The 23,320-nt window shown below is 37.8% G+C and carries 34 protein-coding genes and 1 tRNA gene; 3 read left to right on the top strand and 32 right to left on the bottom strand.

Annotated features, from left to right (window positions below; genetic code table 11):
• Positions 1-184: 184 nt before the first annotated feature.
• Positions 185-496, top strand: coding sequence for a hypothetical protein (locus JOC94_RS11085; RefSeq protein WP_120117227.1), 312 nt, complete (start codon positions 185-187; stop codon positions 494-496).
• Positions 497-588: 92 nt separating this feature from the next.
• Here JOC94_RS11085 and JOC94_RS11080 read toward each other — a convergent pair whose 3' ends face one another.
• From JOC94_RS11080 to JOC94_RS10945, 28 genes are all read right to left on the bottom strand, one after another.
• Positions 589-1,152, bottom strand: a complete 564-nt coding sequence (locus tag JOC94_RS11080) for a hypothetical protein (protein ID WP_120117226.1) — start codon at positions 1,150-1,152, stop codon at positions 589-591.
• A 104-nt stretch (positions 1,153-1,256) separates the two neighbouring features.
• Positions 1,257-1,979, bottom strand: a complete 723-nt coding sequence (locus JOC94_RS11075; protein WP_120117225.1) for a hypothetical protein — start codon at positions 1,977-1,979, stop codon at positions 1,257-1,259.
• Between the two features lie 131 nt (positions 1,980-2,110).
• Positions 2,111-2,539 carry an ASCH/PUA domain-containing protein gene (locus JOC94_RS11070; RefSeq protein WP_318282546.1) on the bottom strand — a complete coding sequence of 143 codons (429 nt, stop codon included), beginning with the start codon at positions 2,537-2,539 and terminating at the stop codon, positions 2,111-2,113.
• A gap of 128 nt (positions 2,540-2,667) precedes the next feature.
• Positions 2,668-3,765, bottom strand: a complete 1,098-nt coding sequence (locus tag JOC94_RS11065) for a class II aldolase/adducin family protein (RefSeq protein ID WP_205179349.1) — start codon at positions 3,763-3,765, stop codon at positions 2,668-2,670.
• Between the two features lie 20 nt (positions 3,766-3,785).
• On the bottom strand, positions 3,786-4,304 hold the full coding sequence (locus JOC94_RS11060) for an NUDIX hydrolase (RefSeq protein WP_120117223.1): 519 nt from the start codon (positions 4,302-4,304) through the stop codon (positions 3,786-3,788).
• Positions 4,305-4,519: 215 nt separating this feature from the next.
• Complete coding sequence (locus JOC94_RS11055) at positions 4,520-4,906, bottom strand: hypothetical protein (protein ID WP_120117222.1); 387 nt, start codon at positions 4,904-4,906, stop codon at positions 4,520-4,522.
• A gap of 313 nt (positions 4,907-5,219) precedes the next feature.
• Positions 5,220-6,857 carry a DNA cytosine methyltransferase gene (locus JOC94_RS11050; RefSeq protein ID WP_205179347.1) on the bottom strand — a complete coding sequence of 546 codons (1,638 nt, stop codon included), beginning with the start codon at positions 6,855-6,857 and terminating at the stop codon, positions 5,220-5,222.
• A gap of 71 nt (positions 6,858-6,928) precedes the next feature.
• The gene (locus JOC94_RS11045) at positions 6,929-7,840 is read right to left on the bottom strand and encodes a hypothetical protein (protein ID WP_120117219.1); all 912 of its coding nucleotides are present in this window, start codon (positions 7,838-7,840) and stop codon (positions 6,929-6,931) included.
• Positions 7,841-7,931: 91 nt separating this feature from the next.
• The gene (locus JOC94_RS11040) at positions 7,932-8,267 is read right to left on the bottom strand and encodes a hypothetical protein (RefSeq protein ID WP_120117218.1); all 336 of its coding nucleotides are present in this window, start codon (positions 8,265-8,267) and stop codon (positions 7,932-7,934) included.
• A gap of 91 nt (positions 8,268-8,358) precedes the next feature.
• The gene (locus tag JOC94_RS11035; protein ID WP_120117217.1) at positions 8,359-8,892 is read right to left on the bottom strand and encodes a hypothetical protein; all 534 of its coding nucleotides are present in this window, start codon (positions 8,890-8,892) and stop codon (positions 8,359-8,361) included.
• A gap of 16 nt (positions 8,893-8,908) precedes the next feature.
• On the bottom strand, positions 8,909-9,787 hold the full coding sequence (locus tag JOC94_RS11030; RefSeq protein WP_120117216.1) for a hypothetical protein: 879 nt from the start codon (positions 9,785-9,787) through the stop codon (positions 8,909-8,911).
• An 18-nt stretch (positions 9,788-9,805) separates the two neighbouring features.
• Positions 9,806-10,822, bottom strand: coding sequence for a helix-turn-helix domain-containing protein (locus JOC94_RS11025; protein WP_205179345.1), 1,017 nt, complete (start codon positions 10,820-10,822; stop codon positions 9,806-9,808).
• A gap of 294 nt (positions 10,823-11,116) precedes the next feature.
• Positions 11,117-11,464: a hypothetical protein gene (locus JOC94_RS11020; protein WP_120117214.1), complete on the bottom strand. Its 348-nt coding sequence runs from the start codon at positions 11,462-11,464 to the stop codon at positions 11,117-11,119.
• 99 nt (positions 11,465-11,563) lie between these two features.
• The gene (locus JOC94_RS11015; RefSeq protein ID WP_120117213.1) at positions 11,564-11,893 is read right to left on the bottom strand and encodes a hypothetical protein; all 330 of its coding nucleotides are present in this window, start codon (positions 11,891-11,893) and stop codon (positions 11,564-11,566) included.
• A 428-nt stretch (positions 11,894-12,321) separates the two neighbouring features.
• Positions 12,322-12,525 carry a hypothetical protein gene (locus JOC94_RS11010; protein ID WP_144515834.1) on the bottom strand — a complete coding sequence of 68 codons (204 nt, stop codon included), beginning with the start codon at positions 12,523-12,525 and terminating at the stop codon, positions 12,322-12,324.
• A 25-nt stretch (positions 12,526-12,550) separates the two neighbouring features.
• Positions 12,551-13,573 carry a DNA primase gene (locus tag JOC94_RS11005; protein ID WP_120117211.1) on the bottom strand — a complete coding sequence of 341 codons (1,023 nt, stop codon included), beginning with the start codon at positions 13,571-13,573 and terminating at the stop codon, positions 12,551-12,553.
• Between the two features lie 63 nt (positions 13,574-13,636).
• Positions 13,637-14,050 (bottom strand): hypothetical protein, encoded by a 414-nt coding sequence (locus JOC94_RS11000; RefSeq protein WP_205179343.1) that lies wholly within the window; start codon positions 14,048-14,050, stop codon positions 13,637-13,639.
• A gap of 42 nt (positions 14,051-14,092) precedes the next feature.
• Positions 14,093-14,560 carry a hypothetical protein gene (locus tag JOC94_RS10995; protein WP_205179403.1) on the bottom strand — a complete coding sequence of 156 codons (468 nt, stop codon included), beginning with the start codon at positions 14,558-14,560 and terminating at the stop codon, positions 14,093-14,095.
• Between the two features lie 221 nt (positions 14,561-14,781).
• Positions 14,782-15,045 carry a hypothetical protein gene (locus tag JOC94_RS10990; protein ID WP_205179342.1) on the bottom strand — a complete coding sequence of 88 codons (264 nt, stop codon included), beginning with the start codon at positions 15,043-15,045 and terminating at the stop codon, positions 14,782-14,784.
• 14 nt (positions 15,046-15,059) lie between these two features.
• A complete protein-coding gene (locus tag JOC94_RS10985) occupies positions 15,060-15,254 on the bottom strand; it encodes a hypothetical protein (RefSeq protein WP_205179341.1) in 195 nt (64 codons plus the stop codon).
• A gap of 87 nt (positions 15,255-15,341) precedes the next feature.
• Positions 15,342-16,007, bottom strand: coding sequence for a RadC family protein (gene radC / locus JOC94_RS10980; protein ID WP_205179340.1), 666 nt, complete (start codon positions 16,005-16,007; stop codon positions 15,342-15,344).
• Positions 16,008-16,123: 116 nt separating this feature from the next.
• Positions 16,124-16,681 carry an antirestriction protein ArdA gene (locus JOC94_RS10975; protein ID WP_120117207.1) on the bottom strand — a complete coding sequence of 186 codons (558 nt, stop codon included), beginning with the start codon at positions 16,679-16,681 and terminating at the stop codon, positions 16,124-16,126.
• 73 nt (positions 16,682-16,754) lie between these two features.
• A complete protein-coding gene (locus JOC94_RS10970) occupies positions 16,755-17,051 on the bottom strand; it encodes an LPD28 domain-containing protein (protein WP_205179339.1) in 297 nt (98 codons plus the stop codon).
• A 101-nt stretch (positions 17,052-17,152) separates the two neighbouring features.
• On the bottom strand, positions 17,153-17,653 hold the full coding sequence (locus JOC94_RS10965) for a hypothetical protein (protein ID WP_205179338.1): 501 nt from the start codon (positions 17,651-17,653) through the stop codon (positions 17,153-17,155).
• Between the two features lie 46 nt (positions 17,654-17,699).
• Complete coding sequence (locus tag JOC94_RS10960) at positions 17,700-18,020, bottom strand: LPD28 domain-containing protein (RefSeq protein ID WP_205179337.1); 321 nt, start codon at positions 18,018-18,020, stop codon at positions 17,700-17,702.
• Between the two features lie 6 nt (positions 18,021-18,026).
• Positions 18,027-18,500, bottom strand: a complete 474-nt coding sequence (locus JOC94_RS10955) for a hypothetical protein (protein ID WP_205179335.1) — start codon at positions 18,498-18,500, stop codon at positions 18,027-18,029.
• A 372-nt stretch (positions 18,501-18,872) separates the two neighbouring features.
• Positions 18,873-19,124, bottom strand: coding sequence for a hypothetical protein (locus JOC94_RS10950; protein ID WP_408021915.1), 252 nt, complete (start codon positions 19,122-19,124; stop codon positions 18,873-18,875).
• A gap of 9 nt (positions 19,125-19,133) precedes the next feature.
• Positions 19,134-19,727, bottom strand: coding sequence for a sigma-70 family RNA polymerase sigma factor (locus JOC94_RS10945; protein ID WP_205179333.1), 594 nt, complete (start codon positions 19,725-19,727; stop codon positions 19,134-19,136).
• A 198-nt stretch (positions 19,728-19,925) separates the two neighbouring features.
• Between JOC94_RS10945 and JOC94_RS10940 the strand changes: the two genes are divergently transcribed.
• Positions 19,926-20,852, top strand: coding sequence for a S8 family peptidase (locus JOC94_RS10940; protein WP_205179331.1), 927 nt, complete (start codon positions 19,926-19,928; stop codon positions 20,850-20,852).
• A gap of 37 nt (positions 20,853-20,889) precedes the next feature.
• Here the strand turns inward: JOC94_RS10940 and JOC94_RS10935 are convergent, their stop codons facing one another.
• From JOC94_RS10935 to JOC94_RS10925, 3 genes are all read right to left on the bottom strand, one after another.
• Entirely contained in the window at positions 20,890-21,135 is a 246-nt protein-coding gene (locus JOC94_RS10935; protein ID WP_205179329.1) for a glutaredoxin family protein, read from the bottom strand.
• Between the two features lie 22 nt (positions 21,136-21,157).
• Positions 21,158-21,232: transfer RNA gene (locus tag JOC94_RS10930), tRNA-Cys, on the bottom strand.
• 153 nt (positions 21,233-21,385) lie between these two features.
• Positions 21,386-22,465 carry an RNA-guided endonuclease InsQ/TnpB family protein gene (locus JOC94_RS10925; RefSeq protein WP_205179327.1) on the bottom strand — a complete coding sequence of 360 codons (1,080 nt, stop codon included), beginning with the start codon at positions 22,463-22,465 and terminating at the stop codon, positions 21,386-21,388.
• A 155-nt stretch (positions 22,466-22,620) separates the two neighbouring features.
• Between JOC94_RS10925 and JOC94_RS10920 the strand changes: the two genes are divergently transcribed.
• Positions 22,621-22,800 carry a hypothetical protein gene (locus JOC94_RS10920; protein WP_205179325.1) on the top strand — a complete coding sequence of 60 codons (180 nt, stop codon included), beginning with the start codon at positions 22,621-22,623 and terminating at the stop codon, positions 22,798-22,800.
• A gap of 36 nt (positions 22,801-22,836) precedes the next feature.
• On the opposite strand, the gene JOC94_RS10915 is transcribed toward JOC94_RS10920, so the two are convergent.
• On the bottom strand, positions 22,837-23,163 hold the full coding sequence (locus JOC94_RS10915) for a hypothetical protein (protein ID WP_205179322.1): 327 nt from the start codon (positions 23,161-23,163) through the stop codon (positions 22,837-22,839).
• Positions 23,164-23,320: the final 157 nt, after the last annotated feature.

Genomic DNA, 23,320 nt, shown 5'->3' with positions numbered 1-23,320 from the left:
TTTCAAAATATTTATGTTCTTTTCTCTCATTCTCCATTTTATCATATAGGTTACGATAACAGAGCAATATCGTAACCTATAATTAATTAGTTATCACACTTTTCAAAACAGGTTTCATTTGATTACTTCTGCAATTTAGAGTATTGTTTGAATTGAATGTCAATTATTACAAGGGGGTATGACAATGAGGACTTTTCGTACACTTGCACAAGCGGAAAAAGATAGAGATAAATTACAAGACTATATCAACCTAATTGAACATTACCAACCCAAGACCCTGACACAATATGTTGTATTCGAATATGCGTTGCAGGGGAATTTACAAAAGGTAGCTGATAACCTTAACAGACGGGGCATTCATGCAGATGCTGAACCGTTAACTCCTGATCTTGTGAAAGAATTCCTAATGACTACGCCGCAGAAGGAAGACGAGTTACATAAACAGGTTAGATCTCTTTATTTAAAAAGGACACGGCCAGCACGAAGGAAAAGTTAAAAACAATAAAAAATCGCCATCCAAATAGGCTTGGCGATTTCTTTTGCTAATCTTCTGTTGTTTCTCCTTTATTTATTGTCAGCAAAGCGCAATTAGAGTTTTCCTTCTTTAAACTTTTTCATATCTTTAAGCATCTTTGTTTCCTCTTTCAGTGATTTAGTTAATATTTCTATTTCCATGTTTTCTTCCAGTTTTTTATTTTGTTCAAGCAGAGCATCCATTTTCATAAAATCAATAAACGCTTCCTGAAGAAGCTCTTTTATCTCCAAATGAATGATTTCGTGAAAGATGAGTTCTTTTTTCTCTGCTTGTTGCAATACGTCACAAAGTGTTCTAAAGGTATGTTCGTATTTATCCATCAATGGATGAAATACATCCATATCTTTTTCAAATAGGTTTATAATAGTATCGATTTTCTTTCCGTTATCGTTGATTAATTTAATATCACTATAGTATTGAAATTTATGAGCGTATGAATTCATCAGGTCTAAAATCTCTACATAACTTTTTCCTAATAACTTTTTGCATTTTTTTGTCCTTCGGTATTCGTTATACATACGATCAAAATCAAAGTCATTATAGGATAGAATTAAGAGAAGATAAAGAACTGCCACACATAAAAAAACAAATACGATTAAAAAAGTTATAAGTACCATATTAATCCCCCTTGATATTATGATTGCTTATTAGGATAGGACGATACAATCTTAAAGAGGTTCCTTCGAAAACACGACATCATTAGTGCGTCGTGTAAACACCATTAGTGAGTCAACTCCTTCTCAACTAGACTACTCATCCTTTTGGCTTCCCGATGAAGTAAAATAGCCAGCATTCTTCTTTCTTCTGACATCGCTTCCTGATCACTTTCCAACTCAACAACATAGGATTCTAATTCGTTTACGGTCGCTGTAAGTTGATCAATCAATGCTTTTTGCTCCCTGATAACACTATCTTTATTGATGATTGCTGATTTAAGGTTGGAAATTTCTTCTGTATAAGTAGCTGTTTGTTCAGAGTGAATTGGCTTGGAAACATCATTTTTTGGACTTGCATTTGAATTTCCTTTCTGCGGATTCATCTGATCGCGGTTTCCTCTTACTCTTGCTAACTCCCAATTTTGACGACGATTTGTAAGCGTCTGAAGACTTACACCGAAGTGATTTGCAATAGCAGTATACGTCATCCCTTTTTCCCTCATTTGATTGACAGCATCTTCGGTAATTTCAATTGAGTGTTTCTTGGTAGACAAGCTTTTCACTTCCTTTGTTTTTTCTTTTTTATATCTCCGATTCTTACTTAGTTTCAATAGTTCTTCTCCTATCTCCCTCATGCGAACGGACGCTGCGCAACAAGTTTCATGTTTGCTTCTTGCTGATGAGCTAGGTTTTTTACAAGATTCACACAGCTGGCTTTTTAAAATATCAAGTTCATGTAATAACTGTATCCTTTTTGCTTTTTCTTGCTTCATAATCTGTTCATTCATCTCACATCCCCCTGTAGCAAGACAAAATAATATTTCCGTTCTTTTGCTTCATAGGACGAATATTAAATTGAAAAGTTCCAGAAATAAAAAAACACGCCACCCTAAAATGAGTGACGTGTTCAACATTTCATTTATACAATTGCCATCACAACATAATTTTCCTTTTGATTAAAGTCCGTCATATAACTGATTCTTTTTCTGATTTCTTTCCCTGTATAAGTTTTTGTTTTTGGATCAAACTCTTTCAGTAGCAAGAAATCACTGACTTGATAATCTCGATCATTCTTACGGATTTCGAATGTTTTGATTCCTTTTTCAACCTCTTCAAAGTATCCAGGAAGAATTTTCAATTCATGAAGTAGGTGTGCAGAATATTTTCCTTTGATCACATCATTAATAGTCAACGATAGATGCGCCATCAATTTACCTCTCAAATATTCTAAATCACAATTTGGTTTGATTTCGACCGACATTCCCCGATAATAGAAAAACACAATTTTCCCCTCTTTTACAGCTTCCATTGCTTCTTCATAACCGATATAATCAATATTTCCCTTCATAATTCCACTCCTTTTAAATTGTTATATATAGGAACGTACTGGAATTCATGAGGTTCCCAAAAGAAAAAAACACGTCACCAGATTCAGCGACGTGCTCACTTATACTTATAGAGTTACTATCTATCATTTCAGCACTTCATAACCATTGAATTCATTACTTCTGGAATGGGTCTTGAAATATAACGGTCCAAAAATCCTTCAATGTCTTGCACTGAACTCGCAAGAATCAAACTTCCGTGACCAATCAGATTGATGGCAACGTTTGTGGTTGTTCGATCTGGGAATATCTTCTGAATTTCTTTTACTTCCTGTAAACCCCCGCACGGAACTGCCACTTCTGTAAATGGCGCATCCTCGATATAGACATGAGAATGAACCATATAGTTCACGTTCTGGTAACTCTCATATAACGCTAATTGAATAGGCGTATCCACACTCGGTTTATACTCACCATAGTAGTAGATTTTACCGTCTTTTCCTTTTTGAACGGGAACAAAACCATCCAATCCCAGGTTTCGCTTATCGATATTTCTTCTGGAAACAAAGATTTTATCTCCGTGGCGGAAACTCGGAAAACCATGCCTGCATCGGAATGAAGCATTTCCTAAGAAACGGGTAACTCCTTCTGCTGGATGGATTAAATCATGGAATCTATCTGACAATTGTTTTACAAGGCTAACAAACTCACTTTCATTCGGAATGGCAATAACCCCTTCCTTGTAACGAGTACCGATTCGCTTCACTGTTTTGAGATAGGCTAAACGCTCAACCAAGCCCTCTACTAACACTTGAATATCATATGTCCGATCTACCCAAACAGCACCTAATGGATCAAACAATCGAGTCTGAAATCTGCCTTCTTCCCCTCTTGAAAATTCAATTACAAGATTAGCTTTCAGACCCAACGCATGATTGACAAGATAATTGAATTTGTACTCATCATGATTTCGTTTGGAAGTGACTAACAGTTTTCTCGGATAATGCTTCTTGATGTCCCGGTACTTCTCAAATTCATTCGGAACATTTGCAAACCACATGATAGCATCGGCATCTTCCATAAGATTTTCGTCATGTAGTTTCCGCAATGTTTCAATGTGTCCACCATTATACAATTGAACATCTGCCACCTGCGCCTGTTCTTTCAACGCCCAATAGATTTTCGCAATTAAACCGGAAGCCTTCCCTCTTTTTTCATCAAATGTTCCACCCACCAAATAGATTTTCATTTTATTTTCCTCCCTTTATTTTATAGACCCATCGCTAAAGCGTAGTAATAGCCAAGAAGGGTTTTCGAATCTTGAATATCCCCTTGCTCAACCATGCGGGCAAACTCACCCATCGTCACCCATATGACCTCTTCGACATCGGCATCTGAAACTTGTTTGTCTGTTTGGTTTCGAACAGACGCAGCAAACAAATTCAGTTTTGTATTCGAAATGCCGATCATCACATAATATTGATGTATTGATTTTAATTCCAAGACATCTTCGGGGCTGATTTCACATTCCTCATATATTTCCTCTAATAGAATGTCTGCATCGCTCATCTCTTTGTCGCACGTTCCAGCAACCAATTCATAGGTGTATCGGTCAACAGTCGGACGATATTGCTTCACCAACCCGAACCTACCGCTCTCGTCTATCAGGATGGCCGCCACTGCATCCGCAGCAATCAACCGTTCCCTTTTGACTACTTTTCCTTTGATGACATCTTTTGTTTCTTCGATTTTCAAATAACCATCATACAATAAACGATCCCTCTTCATTTTTATCAACTTCCTCATGTGTTTTTTGTACAAGCAACTTTCGATTTTTGTGAATTGAAATATTCCTTCTTACCTTACAGGACGTTGCGAAAATCAGTTTGTTTCATATGAACAATGAACATAGAAGAACACGCCACTCGATATGAATGGCGTATCTCAATTTTATAAGGCGTGTACGTGGTATGCCTTTCATTACCCTATATTAAAAGTAAAGATTAACAAGCATAATTCTTTTCCTCGATCACAATGTACTTTTGAATATCTGGTTGATAGAGAAAATAAGCAGAATAATAATAAGGTCCATAGGTATCACAGTCACTACGATAGTGATTAACCTTTACCGAATGAGTTCCGCTAATCTCCGCTCCCGCCACTTCCACCATTTCTAAACGAAAAGATGAAATGTCAGATGGTGAGTATACATCAAAAGTAATCGAAATCACTTCATTCCATTCCATTTCTTCAGAAGAAATATGCTGGAAGGCTTCCTTTAAATAATAATAGTCAAGCCAACTTATATGGTTGACGCTAATATCCTCTTTCCAATCCTCATATTCATCGTAAGCAAATTGAATAACATGAAAATTATTCCTCCTGTTCAACGCAATTTTTTTAATAAATTAGTAGGCGTGTTCTTTATGAGCTGAATAATCAAATTCGATCATTTAAAAGTTCATCCTTCCGTGCTTTATTTTTATATCGTAAGCAAGCCCTATACTCCCCTGAATGTTCAGAAGGATACCCAAACTTACAGGTATCCTTCGTATAGAACAAACAGCTTTTGCATTTCGCTTTTCTATCCTTCTTTAGACCATAGCAGCGAACCATTGGATTCAGATTGGCTTCGCCCCAATCGGTAGAAATCAAGTTCAATTCCAGGAAACAATAGTTATTTCCCATAGAATCACCCTTTCTTTAAACCAGTACAAACGATTCTGTTTTATTTCTAACATTGAACATGGAAATGGCTTTCTTAATCACATTCCCCACAGCTTTTGCTAACTGTACAGGTACGCCATTCGCTATTTGTTGTTGTTTTGATGACAGATTACCTACAAACTCAAAACTGTCTCTCAAACCAAATAGCCTTGCACATTCACGTATTGATAACACTCTGTTTTCGGTAGGATGCAAGATATTGCTTTTACGAACATTTGTGATCGTAATACTCGGCTTATCTTCTTCCAACCTTCTATAAATTGAACTATGCGTGTTTCCCTTTAGCATTTTTGGAGTTTTAAGATTATCCGGTATTGATTTCCAATTTTCGCCTTGACCAATGTATCGCATTCTTTTTTCTGTATCTGGATTAGGCTTCGAATAATCAGTTTGGTTTGGTATGTTCTCATGTAATCCCATAAATGCCTGACCAACCGTTACATATTCATGAGGTTGATAAATTGGTTTTGGCAATTCAATTCGACCGATCTTCGAACCAATAAAAATCGCTCGTGAGCGTTCTTGGGGACAACCATAATCCGCTGAATTTAACACTCCGTATGTGATGTCAAAATCACTTAATGTCTGAATGATTTCGTCTTTAAATTTTCCCTCTCCTGCCGTAAGAATTTGAGGAACGTTTTCCAATACAAAGACTTTGCATTTCGAACTTTCCTTTATAGCTTGAACATATCTTTTCACAAGAGCATTATTCGGATTATCTAAGAAATTCGTTTTTCGATTAGCGGCAGAGAACCCTTGGCAAGGAGGGCCGCCTACAATAACCGGTGCATCTTTCATCAAAGAAAAATCAAAGCGTTGAATATCATCAACAACTATGCAATCTCCGTTATTATGTCGATACGTTTCTGCTGCTTGTTCATCTTTTTCAAGTGCAAACACGATGTCGAATCCTGCTTCTCTAAACCCTTGATCCATTAATCCTGCTCCACTGAAAAAACTTGCAACTTGTAGAGGGATATGGACATTCTCCAAAGACTCTTTGATTTCTTCAAATACACCTTCACTGTATGAAAGGATCGATTCTATATGAAAAGAATGGGATTGACCTGCTACTTGGCGCAATTCTTCTTTTGAAAACGAAACTTCAAATTTCTTTTTCGTTTTAGCAAATTGCGAAATGTCGAATACACTAGCCTTTTTTGTTCTGCCATTCGAACGAATCCTGTTTTGTTTTTTAGCTTTCCCGGAACTTTTTTCCTCTGGTAATTTATCATTTTGGGTTTCAAAGCCTTCTACGATTACAGTATCTTCATAGATATTAACTTGAAGATAATCAGCATCACCGAATACACCATTAGCAATTTGATTCCGTATATCAACTAGTGGTATTTGATTTTTTCCTTTTCGGGATACCGTACCTGAACGGATCAGTGAATTTTCTAAGTCTAATTTCAACTTCTTTGCTTTGGACTTCCAATCCAAAGGTTCACCGTTAGCTTTTTCCGTCTGAAGTAGGATCACTTTGTTGTTTTTCGAATCGACTACATATTTGAATTTGGCGCTTACTTCAAAAAGCTCTTTGTCCGAAAATGTAATGCCACCCCTTGTTTTGCTTCTTTTTGCTATTTTGTTTTTTACAAAATTGAACATGTAATCAAAACCCTTCTATCTTTTTATTTTTAAGAACAGAGAAAGGACACCTATAAAGGCATCCTTTTTTATTAAAAGCATTCAATTTTTCTACCATGCAGACGTTCTAATCGTTCTTGATCAGCTTTTAATAACTCTCTATCTTCATCGGTTAGAGATTCTTCATACTTTTCCATCGACCACCCTTCCGGAAAAAGTAGCGTTTTTCCTTCCCTTACACCTGAACCCATTGAACATCCCATGTAATCAAATATCTCTTTTACTGTTTTTTCATCTGTAGCTTGGCATAAGCAAGCTAAATCAAATTCGGATGGCGTAAAGCCTTTAATATCAACACGTGGCGGCACACCTTTCGAATTCCAATCCCATCTTCCACAGAAGAACTCATGGGAACGGAAAAACTCTTCGATTTCATCCATATCCGTCATCGGGATGACATGCTTAGCAATCAAAGGGATAACGTGTTCTCGCTGCCACTTTGAATCAAGAGACCGCATTTTACTTCCTCTGGAAGAAGGAACGTTCCTAAAATGTTCTAACCCTAAACGCAATGCTGCTTCCTTTGTAATCCGATTCTTTTGACGATAATATTCATCTTTTGTTTCCTTGTCTTTATATCGAATCGGACCATGAAAATTCCGTAAATTAAGGATAGAATTGTACCAACACACGTCTTCCCGTTGCAGAAGTGATTCCATATTCTTACGATACTCACTAACCAATTCTTCCACGGTATAATGTAAGAGTTTTTCTTCCGCTATTTCAAAAGTAGATTCATTGTAATGGGGATTAAATACAATCCATCCCTTTTCTTTAAATCGTTCTATATCCATCCGTAAATGGATGGGTACATCTTTAATTCGAAGGTTATAAGGAAGTTTTCTTTCCTTATGCCATTCTTGTAACTCACGGAAGGATTTTTCCAACTCTTCGTCCGTCTTGGCTTCTTCCGTGAAGTCAAAATCAAACAACGTCATTTCCACTTGAAACACATCCTTTATTTTTATTTTTAAGAGAAAAAGGACGCTTTTTTAAAAAACGTCCTTTTTTATACGAAACCTTTTATTGTTTTTATTATTCCTTTAAGCATTCAAGCAAAATCTCAAAGAGTTCTTTGCTGTTGGCTTGTATCTCCATCTGGACACCATCTGAATAATACCGGATGTTGCCAATGTTACGATAGGACGTGAAACTGTAACTTTTGGGATGTAAAAAACCGAAAGTCCTGAACGCTTCATCGAATTCCTTATATGCTCCTTCCATATCTCCATCGGATAGATGTGTGTTTATAAACCCCTTCCGACCGGATGATCTATAGATGGTACGGGCAACATACTTTTTGGCACTTTTTATTTCCAATTCTTCTTTGGTCATAAACTCTTCATCGGAAAAAAACTGTAATTGATCCACTTCGCAGCACCTCATTTTTTTATACTAGTTTGTTTAACTAGAAAAAAAGACCGCAGCACAGAACAATCTTTGCAACAATCCTTTTTATTTATCACTCTTTAATTCCGCTTAACTCACGGATTTTTTTACGATAAAGATTATAAGCATCGTTAAGATTATCGTAGGAACCTTGAAGAATGTTATTAAACAAGACCCTATACATAATTCGATCCGGTTTATTTTTATCCTCATCTACCAAAATGACTACTTCAATTTCCATTTCATTTTGTTTATCATTTAAGTCAGAACGGATCAAAATGAAATTCGTCGAATCGCACACACTTCGAATTTTGCTGATTTTGACTTGAACTTCTTCATCCTCATTTTCTGCAAGCCAAAAATATAAATCATGACCATAACGATCCAACAAAAACCGTTCCGCAAAAATTTCAATATCGTTTTTTTCTTCTTCATTAAGAATGCCTTTCTGATTTCGCCATAAATCAGCCAATCCCATACAAACTATCAAATTATTTATTTCGTCCGACCAAACAACATCCTTTCGGAACATTTTCTTTTCTTGTAACATCTGAATAACAAATAAAACACTTTTAATATGTTCATTTTCGAGTGTATGTTTTTTCATAATAAATCTCTCCTTTTCAATAATTCAATCCCCAAACACCACGCTCGATAGAAACGAAATCATCATGCATCTGCAATGTCTGACGGATTTTTTCCTTCCAGTGCTTGTTCTTTACAGTTTTCTTGCTACCCTCAATCACTTTGTAAATCTGCTCCAACTTCGCTTGACCGCCCAACCATTCCACAGCTCCTTGTACCAAATCACGCCATGTAATGTTATTGAACTGTCGTAAGTCGAATGTTTTGGTGACAGTGTTTTTCATTTGTACCATCCATACATGGTTTTTCTTGAAAACAAGAAGGTGCTCATGGACGATTGGTACAAAGTTGTTATTGGCATATTGCTTGGAATCTGATAGGCAATTGTGCTGTGCCTTGATGATATGCGACTCCAAACTACCGAACCATGTCATATCCTTAATGATGGAGTAGTAACGCCCTTTTCGCCGGACATCCCCGACCAAAAAAGCATGGCGACCTCCATTCATCAAGGATTGATAGATTTTAGCATTCACCTTGTCCAATTTCTCAATAAATTCCTCATAACTCATGACGTTTGATAGATCGTCAGGATCATAGGAACCCCGTTGAAATTCATATTGTATGATGCTCCAATACGGTGGATGTGAAAAGACAAAATCCGAACCAAATGGAATCTCATCTTTCAAAGCATTCCATCCTGTATTCAAATCCAAATGAACACTATTCGTTATGCCTAATTCCTTTGCAACGTCCTGCCCTGTTCCCCCGCCTGAAAAGACTTCTACGAACCTTTTTGGTATTGTGTTAGGAAAGAATTGTTGCAACAAATCTTTAATAACGTGACCACTACAATTCCCCCGATAGGCAGAATTGCCCCAATGTCCACGTTCTGGATAACTAATTATAGATTTCAAGTTAAACCCCTCCAAATTTTAGTTAAATAAACTCTCGACTGTCTCATCGAAAAAGTCAGCAAGTATTATCGCTTCGGATACGGAGAACGGTGTAATTTCTCGTTCCTTTTGAGAATAGGAAGAGGATGTTATATCAAGCAATTCCGCCATATCCTGTTGCGTTAAACCGTTTAACTTCCGTAACCATTTTATTTTGCTCATATCATCTGGTTTTTGATTTAAATTTTTCTTACGATCCTTTTTTTCTATTTCCAATCGGGAAAGGCGTTGAACTCTTCTTCTCGCGGTTTTAACGGCACTATCTACAGCTTGCCTTGATACGCCTAACTTTTTTGCGACTTCTGCCCCGTTCAATCCTTCCCGTAATAGGAGGATGACTCTTTGCTGACTTGGTGTGCAAAGGTCAATCGGAATGTCGGAATAGCTGGAAATCCTTTCAGAAATCCGTTCTTTGCGTTTTTCCTTCGAAAGGTTATCGTATTCACATTTACTACATATACCGCTTTTGTTACGAGTTCCACTGCCACATTGTTTGCAGGTTTCCAAGTGTCTTCGAGGATCAAACTTTCCTGTTTTGTACATTTTTATAGCACGTTCCTCATGAGTTTCCCAGATGAGGTTATCGAGTGAAATGTTTCCCCTATTTTCGTCTTTGAATGAAACAACTGGTTTTTGTTCAGGGTTCGGGATAAAAGCTTGTGCTAATAAACGATGAACATAAAAATGCTTTTGTGTACCATCTACACTCGCTGAAACCACTTTGTATCCGTTCGAATCATGTACTATACATTCAGAACTCTGACGTGGTGTATGACGAAAGATTCTTCCATTCTCGAAAACCTGAAACAGACCATCTTCGACCATTTGATAAGGAACATCCCTCAATTCATCCGGGATAACAAAAGTAGCTTGATCCGAAATCTGTTTTTGTTTAGCCTGTCCTCTTTTAGGTTTAGAAACTTTAAAAACAGGTTTCTTTTCCTTTCGAATAGCCCTTCTTTTCATAGCATTCTTTCGTACGGTTTCTTTTGCCAAGCATCCGCAACTTTTTTTATTCCCCCATTTCAAATGGGTTGTTGTTGCTTCCGTGAGGCTTGTACACTTACAGCGGCAAAGCCATACTTTTCCTTGCTTTGGATGTCTTTTACCCGTATCTTTTAGAACAGTTAGTCGTTCGAATGTTTTTCCAACTAAATCGTATCCTTTATTGCTGCCCATTTTATATGCCCCTTTCGTATATCCTGCTGCACAGATACAAGAGCCACTAAAGAGAAACTTTATGATGTAACACCGATCACCTTGAACACAAGTTGATCTTTTCGGAGTTGTTCATACAAAGCCTTTTTCGCTTGGGAAACCGACAGTCTCAAGCCCTTCCTTTGTCATGACTTGACGACCGACAAGGAAAGAACCGACTATTTGAATGCCGTTTTTAAATTCAAATACGGGGTTACCGCTCACGAATAAGCCTTCATCGTCTACGACAAGGTCAAGAACCGGGTTGTATTGAATGATGTCGAATGTGCGACAATCAATGGCGTTATAGAAGAACGACAATTTCTCTTCCATTCCTCCGCCTTCAAACAAAACGATTTTTGTATTGACCTCCAAGAACCGCTTGCCTTCCGAACCTCTCACCGCTTCAACCAAAAGATAGAACTCTTTTTTTGAACTCATTTAAACCAATCTCCTTTTTCAGATAAATTTTAAAAAGAAAAAGACCAGAACAACGGTGATACCCGCTGAAACTGATCTTTTTAAGAAAACAATCTGTTGTTATTTCCAATCATAAAACGCATGGATTCCAGACTCATTATTTGGCATTTCATGTATCACACATTTATGCTTTCCGTGAAACTTAACATCAATGTTATCTGCCCCAGGCATGATACAAACGGTCATATACTTCCCGTTCCCGAGATCAATAACAATTGTCTCGTTCTGCTTCGTGTCTGGCCGGAAGACATAGTGTTCGCCCAGATTGAATGTCGGAAGCCCATTTGCTTTAAGTTCCTCCAAAGAAACATGCTGAAAAACTTTCATAGTAGCACACTCTCCTTTTTTATTTACCGTTTCTTGTTTACTTACTGTTTCCTGCCGCAGCATGAAAACCAACTCCTTTTCTATAAGTACTTTTAAACAACAAAAAAGCCGATTATCCCAAAGGAACCAATCAGCTTTTAAATATATTTAACGCACATAGGCGTAAATACCAAACGTAATTAATATGCAATTGCAATTTTTGACTTAAATAGTCTGCCTAGCGTTTCTAAATAAAGAATCCAAAGGCGTTTCAATTTGTGCCGAATCTTCCATGCAACGCACGGATCTGACAGCTTCCGCCATAAACTCATAAAAAATAATGAGGATAGAAAGGCGACTCAAAAACAAAATAGTATACCTGTAGTATAGCAAAGACCCCCTCCTTTATCAACATAATGTGTAACATATAGATAACTATATTCAAAATGTGTTTCATTTTAATTTCAACGAATAAAAAACGACCTACCCCAAAAAGGATAGATCGTTTTATTTCATTCCTCATCATTACGGACATATATGTTATTTTGCTCATCGTAATGGTATCCTAACGTTCCGGCGTACTGATCAACAGCCGCGAATTGGCGTTCGAAATCAAAAACATCCTCCAACTCATCGACATTCAAATCCAGTAGTCCTTTTTGAACCAAAGCATCCGTCATTTCACCAGTTGTCATTTCTTCTTTTAAAAGTGTCAAATCCATCTTCCTTCCAATTTTTATTTTATGACTTCCTGTATAGTTCCCGAACGACATCCATTGACACGCCTACTTCCGAAGCAAGTTCGTAAAGAAGACGTTTGTCATTCCCTGCCAACTTTCCCACAGTAAATTCATCGAGCACGTTATTTGCATAGCGAAGTTTGCCCGGTTCCGAAGCAAAATCGGTCGAACGTTTTGCGTATTCCTTACAAAAGGCAAGGAAAGAAACGGATTTCGCGATAATGTCCTTACGGAAAGATTCTATCCCTTTTTCTGTAATGTACTCATGAGGATCAATACCTTTCGGCAGCAGTGATAACCGAACGTCGATTCCATGCTCTATCAAGGTTTCTCCGATCCTTCTTGCAGATTCCATCCCTGCTTCATCGCCGTCATAACAGACAACAACTCGATCCGTGCATTCGCTTAATTTTTCAATTTGATCGATCGTTAGGGATGTACCCATGACGGATGTGGTGTTTTCCAATTTCCCCTGCACTGCCGCCATTGTATCAAGATAGCCCTCGAACAGGATAGCATAGCCGTGGCTTTTAATTGAAGCTAATGCCGCATTCATATTGAACAGGATTTCTCCTTTTTGGAAAAACGGCGTGTCCGGCGTATTAAGGTATTTTGCAGGGTGCGTATCTCCCGGCAGGACCCGTCCTGAAAAGGCGACGACCTCACCTATTCCGTTTGTTATAGGGAATACAATACGATTATGGAGAAGTCCAGTACGCATTCCATTCCGACGCTTGTCCGGCTTCAACAAACCAAATGCTTCACATTGATCCTTATCATGGCCGTGCGCGAGCAACAACTTTCGCAGCATGTCGCTTTGGTGCGACCAACCAAGATTGAATCGAATGATCGTTTCTTTTGTGAACCCGCGGCCCAACAAGTATTTAAAAGCTCGTTCCCCTTCTTGTGTATTAATCAACATGTGATGATAAAAGGTTGTAACGAAACGATACAGTTCTACATACTGTTTGTATTGTTTTGCTCTTTCTGATTTTCCTTTGAACGATTGTGCAAATTCATCCATTAAAATTTCTCCTTCCAAAAACAAATCGGACGGTCTATATTAACCATCCGATTTTGTCTCATTTTACTTTGAAGCCGATAGTGCATCGGCAATCGCTTCATTTAGTGTTATGTTCAGCTGGAACAAAACACCGGTCAGTGCACTCTTAAATTGCTCTTCACTTAAATCAAGATTTGCTTTCGCAACATGATTTCGCATCACTTTTTCGATTTCATGATCCAATCCGCTTTGGCGGTTGAACGTCAACTGCCACGTTGGATAATGGCCGCTCGTATACCCCTGATCGAGCAACTCCGCAACCATTTCCAAGCCGCTGTCATCCAATGCAGACTGGCAATCTAATTTCCAGTGAAGCCCATCAATCGAACCGTTTGTATAACCTTTCGAAACAAGAAATGCTATGCCCATCTGTTCCTTATCGGTCAATCCCCCGTAATTGATCGTGCCGGAAGGAGTCCAATTCATTGCGTTTGTCATTTTACAAAACCTCTTTCAGTTTGTATTTTTTTAGAGTAAGTGTTAACAGGGCTCTTTAATTGGAGAAGCAAATGTGTTTTCACTTCTACTATCACATCTGTTGCAAAACGTAATCCAATCAGGAAACTCCTCATACATCGGCATCATATAACCACCGCATAAGCACTTTTCATATTCGGATTCCAATTGATCTGTAAATCTATACGTTTCTTCCATATGTTGAAGAAGATAGATGTCAGATAGACTAATTTTGTTTTCAACAAAAGGGATTTTGAATACACCATCAAGGTCGCCCTCTTCATTTTCTTCTGTATAGATTTCAAAAGTCATTTGCAGATTCAAACCAGCAAAAGGATATACAATATCAATATAACCCTCTATTTTCCCGTGGTTATTTTCTCTATTAATGTTTTCTATAAGTCTTAACTCTTTATAAAAAACATTTATCATTTCACCATCAATAAGAAACAAATTTTCGTTTAGTTGGAGAGATTTAACTTCAATAACCATTCAAAACAATCCCTTCATTTTTATATTTTTAAATAGAGCATCAAACCACTACAGCTTGCTTCCAGAATCCTTTCTTTCTTTCACCATCCCGCCGATTCCTTTCCATATACATACAGTAGTTATTCCATCCGTACATATCCATCTTGGCAGCGCGGTCAAAAAGAATCTTTTTAATTAATATATCTCGTTCATCTATTGGTACATAAAAGCGAATGAATCCTTTATGATCTTTTGATGATACCGGATACGGGCAGCACGTCAGGATGTTGTAGCGATAAGACAGGTGTTTTTTTGCCCTTATGGTCGCTTATCCGAACGCTATTTGAAACGCCATAATCCAGTTTTAAGTAAATACTGTTCGTACTGTAGCTATCATAGCGTTGAATGACAATGCCTTTTTTCTTTAAACGTGCAATAATATAGTCAGCCGTTTCTTGCAGCTCTTTTTGGTTTTTTCGGTTGCGGGGCCGTTTCCGTTTAGCCATTGGAAAAGTCCTCCTTACGAAACATTCATTCTTTGATAAAACTCAACAATCAATTCTACATTTTCGTATGCCCATTCCTTGAAGCAATCTTCGTCACAAAAATGGTTCTTGTGCTGCCTATCGTATAGCGCTAGGTTCAAAAAAGTCTGACCGCCGCATCCCTTGCATTCAACTAGCCTTTCATCATTTTCAATATTGAAAAGCACCATATAAACCATCTCCTCTTTTTATTTCGAATAGAACAAAAGACATTCCTAATCTAATCAGAATGTCTTTTGCTTATAGCAATCTAAGAATTAGATGTACCCTTTTTCTTTTAAAGAAATAAACTGGTGGTCCCCGATAATGATGTGATCAAGGAGTTCTACACCCATAATTTTTCCGGCTTCGGAAAGTCGTTCTGTCACATCGATGTCTTCCGGGCTCGGACTTGGGTTTCCACTCGGATGGTTGTGACTTACAATTATTGAAGCAGCAGAATGTTTGATAGCTTCTTTGTAGATTTCCCGTGGATGAACGATACTTGCATTTAGACTTCCAATGAAGATCGTTTTCTTAGCAATAACTTCATTCCTTGTATTGAGTAATAAAGCAACGAAGTGCTCCTGCATTAAGTCCTTCATTTCATCCATTAAGAAATTCGCCGCATCTTCAGGACTACGGATCGTATAACGAGAATCCGCTTTGCCTATAGACCGGAATTTCTTAGCAAGCAGAAATGCCGAGTGTAATTCAAGAGCTTTCAATTCGGTTAGTCCTTCGTTCTTTAATTCTTGAACACTCATTTCAATCAAAGTGCGAATCCCCATTGAAGCAAGATTTCCAGTGAGTTCAGGAGTTGCCTGCCTTCCAAGTAAGACTGCAAGTAATTCCTGTAACTCGACTGTTGAAAGATCGCTCCCCGTCATTGGATACATAGACACGGATTCACGTGCTACTTCGATATATTTCCTGTTTTTCATTATGTTCTCCTTTCCACAAGAAACGGTGCATTGCAGCACCCTGTTTCATGTGCCACAATGTCACTTGCCTTTGTGGAAGGCTTATTTTAGTTTTTATTCATTCAGTGAAAGTCAGATCAACCGTGCAGCCATTCGACATATACGCCATCCTTTACAGGATAGTGAGTAGTATGCAAAAACAAATGTTTATTCGCATACAATTCGAAATCAATATATCCGTACAGTGGATTGTCTTCCGTGATCAAACCGCTTTCTACAGCGATCATCTCGGCAAGTTCCTTGTAGGAGTTGTATCCGCGGATAACGCTGTAAACTGTACCCTCACCGCTTTTGACAACCTCAATGGCTTCTTTAACATGTTCAGCCGTATCGCTGCCAAGGACATTCTGCTCCATCAAGACCCTCACGATTTCCAACTGTTCTTCGCTTAAGTCTTGAATGAGTTCGGCCAGTTCGTTCAACGTTCCTATGCTGGAATAACGGCCAATATTAACGAATGGATGTTTCTCATAATCGAAAATCTCCCATTCCTCGTACTCTGTACCGTCAGCGACACCAATTGTTTGCATGATGTCCGAAACGTCATGAGGAAGAGTAAACCAATCTCCAACAAGTTTACCTTCATTGTATTTTCCAAGATTACCAACCCAGATATTGATTTTATAGTTTGTCATTGCAGACTACCTCTCTCTTAAAATATTTTTAAAAAGACGATCTCTGAAAACTGTGAAATTCCAAGTTTGATTTTTAACGGCAAATGAATGGACCGTAGACCATAGCAAGGAATATTTCCTTCTGCTCTTCTTTTGTTAGTTCTAATTCTCCACCTGATAGATCAAGGGGCTGTTCTGTTGCTATGTCGAACATGTGGTGCACTCGAACTCGCTTTTCTACAGTAGTAGGAGTAAATGCACAGTCATCAGAATGACGAACAGAGTAATAGTGCAAGCCCTCTTGTTTTTCCTTTTCAGGAATACGGGTGGATGATACTAATAAAATCGGACTTTCTTTAAAAATGTTACGATCATCATTGTTGTTTTTCATATGGACAACCTCTTTCACATTTATTTTTAAAAATAAAAAAAGCCGCCACTTACCCTAAAGGATAAACTAAACGACTTTTTTATAAGTTAAACCATCATGAATTACTCGCTTGACGAACGAATCAGCGCTTTGATTTCATCGAATGAATCAGGAAGTGGAAGGATTTCTCTATCCATCCCATTCATCGCACCAATCGAATTAGGATGGTAACTGACATCCTCTCGTTTCTTTCCTGTCTCATAATACAATTGACCTTTTTCCAAATCAAAAGGTTCAAGAGTTAGCAATTTTACAGGCTGTTCCACTATGGAAACTTCCTTATCTTCCATCCAGTAGATTGTCACATACGCCCGGAGTCCGAAAGGGCCATAGATGTCATATGACAAACCAATTTCCTTTGAAAACTTTTCCGCAATTGGTTTTACTAATGATTCCACCCAAGATGGATGTTCCAATTCTAACTTCTTTTTGTTCAAGCGTTCGATGGAACGTTCTGCCCTCGCAATGTCCTCATGGCGTTTTGCGATTTTCTCGTCCAAAGCATTCCTTTCTTCTTGATAAAGATGATAACTTTCTACATACTTGTTTTTAATTGTTTGCAAGTTCTCCAACTCCCTTTTTATGAATGAAATAATCCCTTTATGGCTGTCATGCTATGACCGCATCATCTGAATGCTTCAATCGGTTGCTAGTTTGCTCTGCAATCCAAATTGCTTCTTCTTCGTGTTCCGTGAAGAAATTCGTTTCAGGAGTGAATTGAAGCGGTTTTTTAGTAGCCAAGTCAAACATGTGATTGACCCAGACTGCTTTTTCGATTTCCGCAGGATCGAAACCACAATCGGAATGTCGAACAGAATACCAACAAAGGTTCGGATTGCGTTTCTCTTTCGGTACTCGCCCGCCCGTAATATAAACAATCGGGTTATCCTTAAACATATTGCGATCTTCATGCCACTCTGTCATTTCCATTATTCATCAACTTCTTTCACACTTTTTTATATCGCATTCCAAATTTTTGCGAACAATGCTTTCCTTAATGGCTAATGTCGCAAGGGCTGATTGTTCGGACAGCTTTTGCATCTTGCCATTTTCAATCAGGTAAATACCTTTAATTTCTTTCCTCGAATTGAACAGAATCGCTTCAAAGTGCGCCTTTGCATCCCATACTTCGTTGTCCAAAAACTTTTTGGAATACAAATCAACAAAGTGTGTTCCGTATTCCCGGACTATCCAAAGGAATGGTGCGCCTTCTGTATTCCGATACAAGGAAATATCATGCACATAAAAATCTGCATGATATTTTTTTAAATGCCTTTCGACTAGTTCCATCATAGATTGAAGAATTGCATCATCGCCTTTGCGGATTTTGTTTCGCATGTAACTGATGTACCGCCTTTTCTGCTCATCCGTTTTTTCATAATAAGCAATTGCAATCTGTTTTCTTGCCAACTTCAAAACTCCTTTCATTTGTTTGTTTTTAAACACAAAAAAGCCGATTAGCTTAAAAGAAGCAATCGACTCTTTATATATTCAACGCACTAAGGCGTGAAATATTAAACTGATTTAGTATGCTTACTGCAATTTCAGACGGAATACGTCGTCCCAACCTTTCCTATCAAAGCAGGAATACGAAGGTTGAATAATTTTATGCCGAATCTCCTTTCAAGAATTGAAAAGGTATGACGACTTTCACTGTAAGAGTGACGTTAAAATAATGATATATACTCATAATAGCAAACAAAACATTAATTATCAACAAAATGTGTAACACTAGATCTAATAAAATTCCATCAGATTCTATTCAAATGGAATACATACCGTCTATGTCATTTGATTTGTGTTTTGTTGCATGGCTAGAAATTCCCAAAATCCTGGTGCATTTTCATCTTTGATCAACATATTAACTTTTTCAATTATCTTTAGTTTAATTTCTTGCTCTAAATCATCTCGCTCATGAACAGGCACTTTTAGTAGGTTGTAATTAATCTTAGGTTGAAAATCCATCAAAAGTTCTTCCCAATTCTTATCATCATAGATACTATCTAATTTTTCAGTAGAATAAATTCTACACAACCAAATCACCTACCCCTTTTCAAGTAAGTATTCCTTGATCCGTTGCAACGCTCGTTTATGCAGATTAGATATATTTTGCGGTGTTTCCCCAAAATAATCAGCAACCTCTTTATTAGTGAAACCCCTTACATAAATCATTTCTAAAATCTGTTTTTGCTTGTCTGTTAATTGATTGTAAATCTCATAGAGTTTTTCATTTTCTATTAATTCATTGAAGGATTGAGTGTCATCGTTGAAATAGTCTTGTTCCGTAGAGTTAGATGAAGCACAGTTATTAATTAATATCGTTGAATTTTCGTGGGAATCGTTTGCCTTACCATCTAATATTAAATTAAAACGTTGGTTGCGCTTGTTGATCCGCTTGTCAAAATCAATGGTATAAAAGTATATTAAGTTACTTACGTATTTGATTAACCTAACTTTTAAATAAAACTCACGGAACTTATTATCTAAGGTTTTCGTATTTTCTTCTGTTGGTTCCAGTATGGCTTTCTCTAACAATTGTTGGTTCTCTTTTATTTGGAGAAAACTTTTAACCAAACTATTATTAAGAGTTTTTTCATGCTCTTCATAAAACCTTTCCACTCTGTTATTTTCTCTCATTCTATCCCCCCGTATTATATAGTGTAGCAGGTATATTAATTATCAACTTAAAATATACAAAAATTCTTAATAAGTGAAAATGAGTAGCATCAAACTATAATATGTTTCTAAAACACAATCTATTAAGGAATTAATCGCTTTAGTATATTGCTATTTTTCTCCCCCTGTTCACTTTAATATTTAAAGGGGGAAACATAAATGAAAGAAAAACTGATATTAAGGCCAACTCAAATCATTTCTGTTTTTGAAGCATTATCCACTATTCCTAAAAATCTCGATATTATCAAAGCTAAAGAAATATGGGAGAAGTCGGATCATGGTAAGGGTAACACTGTTGCTATTATAGATACTGGCGTGGAAAAAGAACACCCTAACTTAGTAAGCAATATTATTGGTGGTTATAATTTCACAGATGATGATGGTGGCAACCCGGAGATATTTCGGGATTACCGTGGACATGGGACCCACGTAGCCGGAATAGTGGCGGCATGTGAATGTGAGAATAACGAGGGAATCGTTGGTGTTGCACCAAAAAGTAAGCTATTAATTTTAAAGGCGATAGATCGCAACGGGGTTGGAAGCTATGAAAACCTAGTCAACGCTTTGCTTTATGCAATTAATTGGTCAGGACCAAACGGGGAAAAGGTGAACGTAATAAATATGTCACTTGGAGGACCGACCCATAACGAAGACCTATACAAAGCAATTAAACAGGCACGGGAAAAGGGCATCGTTCTAGTTTCAGCCGCTGGTAACCACGGTGACGGAAACTATCAATCTTTTGAACGCTCATATCCAGGATACTACAAAGAAGTTATTCAAATTGGTTCAGTAACAAAAACTTTAAAGCCATCCGTGTTTTCAAACACTAATGTAAACTTGGATTTTGTTGCACCGGGGGAAAATGTAATTTCAACCCATTTAAACAACAAATTTGTAGAACTAACCGGAACTTCGATGGCAGCACCATACGTCGCAGGTGGAGTTGCTTTGGTTTTGAATCTAATTGATCGTTCTCAACCAGCTATGGTCCCATATCTTATTTATCAATATTTAGTAGAACGTGTCAAAAAGTTGGATTATCCAATAAGCCAAGTCGGTAATGGACTTATACAATTAACTTAAAAATAAAACGCCCTCAATTGTTAAGGGCGTTTACCTATTACAGAAATTCTTTTTCGTATATATCTGGTGAGAAACCGTTCACCGTTGTTTGGTCGTTTGTTTCTTTATTCACAACCACTACTAACGGCACTCCAAATACATTGTAGCCTTCAAATTCTTTTCTGTTCGTTTCATCAGCAATATCTTTATAAATAAATTTCAGTTTGTGTTTTTCTAACCATTCTTTTGCTCTGGAACAATAAATGCAGCTATCACTACCGTATAGAGTGATTTCCTTTTCCATCTTAATCCCCCTTAAATTAGTTTGGAGGCAACACCCGGATTCGAACCGGGAGTCAAGGTTTTGCAGACCTTTGCCTTTCCTTTTTGGCTATGTTGCCCTTTTCATATAGTAAAGAGAGAGATCAGACAAAGAAATCAACCATTTAGTGAACTACCCACCACTTAGCTTTGCTTGAAGTAGGGGCTTCTCGCTTCATTGAGTCGGGCAACCCCGTTCCCTCCACGAAGGTACGTTCCGTACCCTACATTCGTTATCCGGCTTCCAAACCTAATTTCAGGATATTCCTCGCCGCATTTATGTCGCGATGTGCGGTATAACCGCATGGACAGCGATGTAGTCGTTCCGACAGTTTCTTCGGTACAATCAATCCGCAATTCGAACACATCTGACTAGTGTTACGTGGATTCACTACTTTCACTGTCTTATCAGCATATTCTGCTTTATAAGTAGCGAAGGCAATGAGTTGATTCCACGAAACCTCATGGATGGCTTTCGATAGCCTGCGATTTTTTACCATTCCTTTGATATTCAAGTCCTCGAACACGATCAAATCGTATTGATCGACTAATTTCCGGCTCACCTTATGGTTGGTGTCCTTCCTTTGGTTGGCAATCCGTTCATGCTTCCTTGCAAGCAGAAGGACAGCTTTCCTCCGTCGATTGGAACCTTTCTTGCGTCTTGACACGATCCGTTGCAGACGTTTCAGTTGCCGTTCCGATTTCCGAAGGTGTTTAGGGTTATCAAAGAAATCTCCGTCCGATGTAATTGCCAAGTGAGCAATTCCTACATCCACACCCACTTGCTTTCCGGTCACATGAACGACCTGTTCGATTTCACAAGCGAAACAGACATAATATTTGCCGTTCTTTCGGATGATCGTGCAGGTTTTCACCTTCCCCTCCATCTTTCTGTGCAGATGAATACGGACTTCGCCAATCTTGGATAATCGTAATCTATCACCCTCAATTGAAAATCCACTTTGCGGGTAAGTGAAGCTGTCATACCGATTCCTTCCTTGGAAACGTGGAAAGCCCGGCTTTTCTCCGTTCTTCACCCTGCGAAAGAAATTCTGAAATGAAAAATCCAGTCGCTTCAATACATTCTGTAACACTTGCGAATGAATTTTATTGTATTCCGGCATCTCCTTCTTCAATTGCGGCAATTCGTTTTGTTGCTTATTGTACGTCAACGAAACGCCATGCTTTCGGTATGCCACAATCCGCTGTTCCAATGCCGAGTTGTAGAGGAAACGACAATCGTTCAATGTTTGTTCGATTTTTTCCTTTTCTTCTTGACTTGGATATAACCTATATTTGAACGTCTTCAGCATTCTACTCACAACCTTTCCAATCAAGCATTCATCCCCCACCTACTTCGTTGAGGAAGGGGACTTCTGCTTAACTATGTTAAAATATTTGATTGATAATTTTGGCGAGAACATCACTTTCCACTATATAGCCCCCATTTGAATAAGGAGTGAAATTCATGGAAGATAACCATAAACAAATGCTTAATTGCTTAGTCCAAGTTCACCAAACACTATCAATTTGCTCAAAATGCTATGAATGTTGTAATGAAGAAGAGAAAACATTGTACGGAGAATTATCAGAGGATGCTGCCCGAATGATAAAAAAGATAAAAAACCATATGAGTAATCACGAATAAAAGAGGGGCGTTTCCCCTCTTTTATTTTTCATCCTATTATCCACGAGACGGTTCCAATATTTCTAATATTTTCGCCAATCTTCCCACAGCATACAAGGGTACTATTTCAATCAACTTCTCTACCTTTTTAATCAATTCAGCTTCCAATTGTTTGGTATCTTCTAATACTTGTTTTTGTATGTCTGACATCTTTTCATCCATTTTAGTATATTCCATGAATGACTTTGTCCCGGCTACTGCTTGTGCTTGTTTCTTGATCTTCTTAACGTTCTTTTTTATTTGAAATTCGTATTTAAAAACACGGTACACGCAATCTTTGAAATTCCTTTTATTGAAATCAGGATATTTTTTCATCCAATCCATTTCTTCTTCCGGGGGTATCTTCTGCATCTTTTTAAAATCAGAACCACAATTAGGACATACCCCATGCCCATCAAGCTAACAAAGTAAATTACTAGATACGAAATGATCCTTGTTTTAAAACTAGCGAGTGATGGAAAAGTAGGCATGCCAAAGAAGC

The sequence above is a fragment of the Siminovitchia thermophila genome (assembly GCF_016909185.1).
In the GTDB taxonomy this organism is placed as follows: domain Bacteria; phylum Bacillota; class Bacilli; order Bacillales; family Bacillaceae_C; genus Siminovitchia; species Siminovitchia thermophila.
This window is presented reverse-complemented; position numbering and strand designations above follow the sequence as displayed.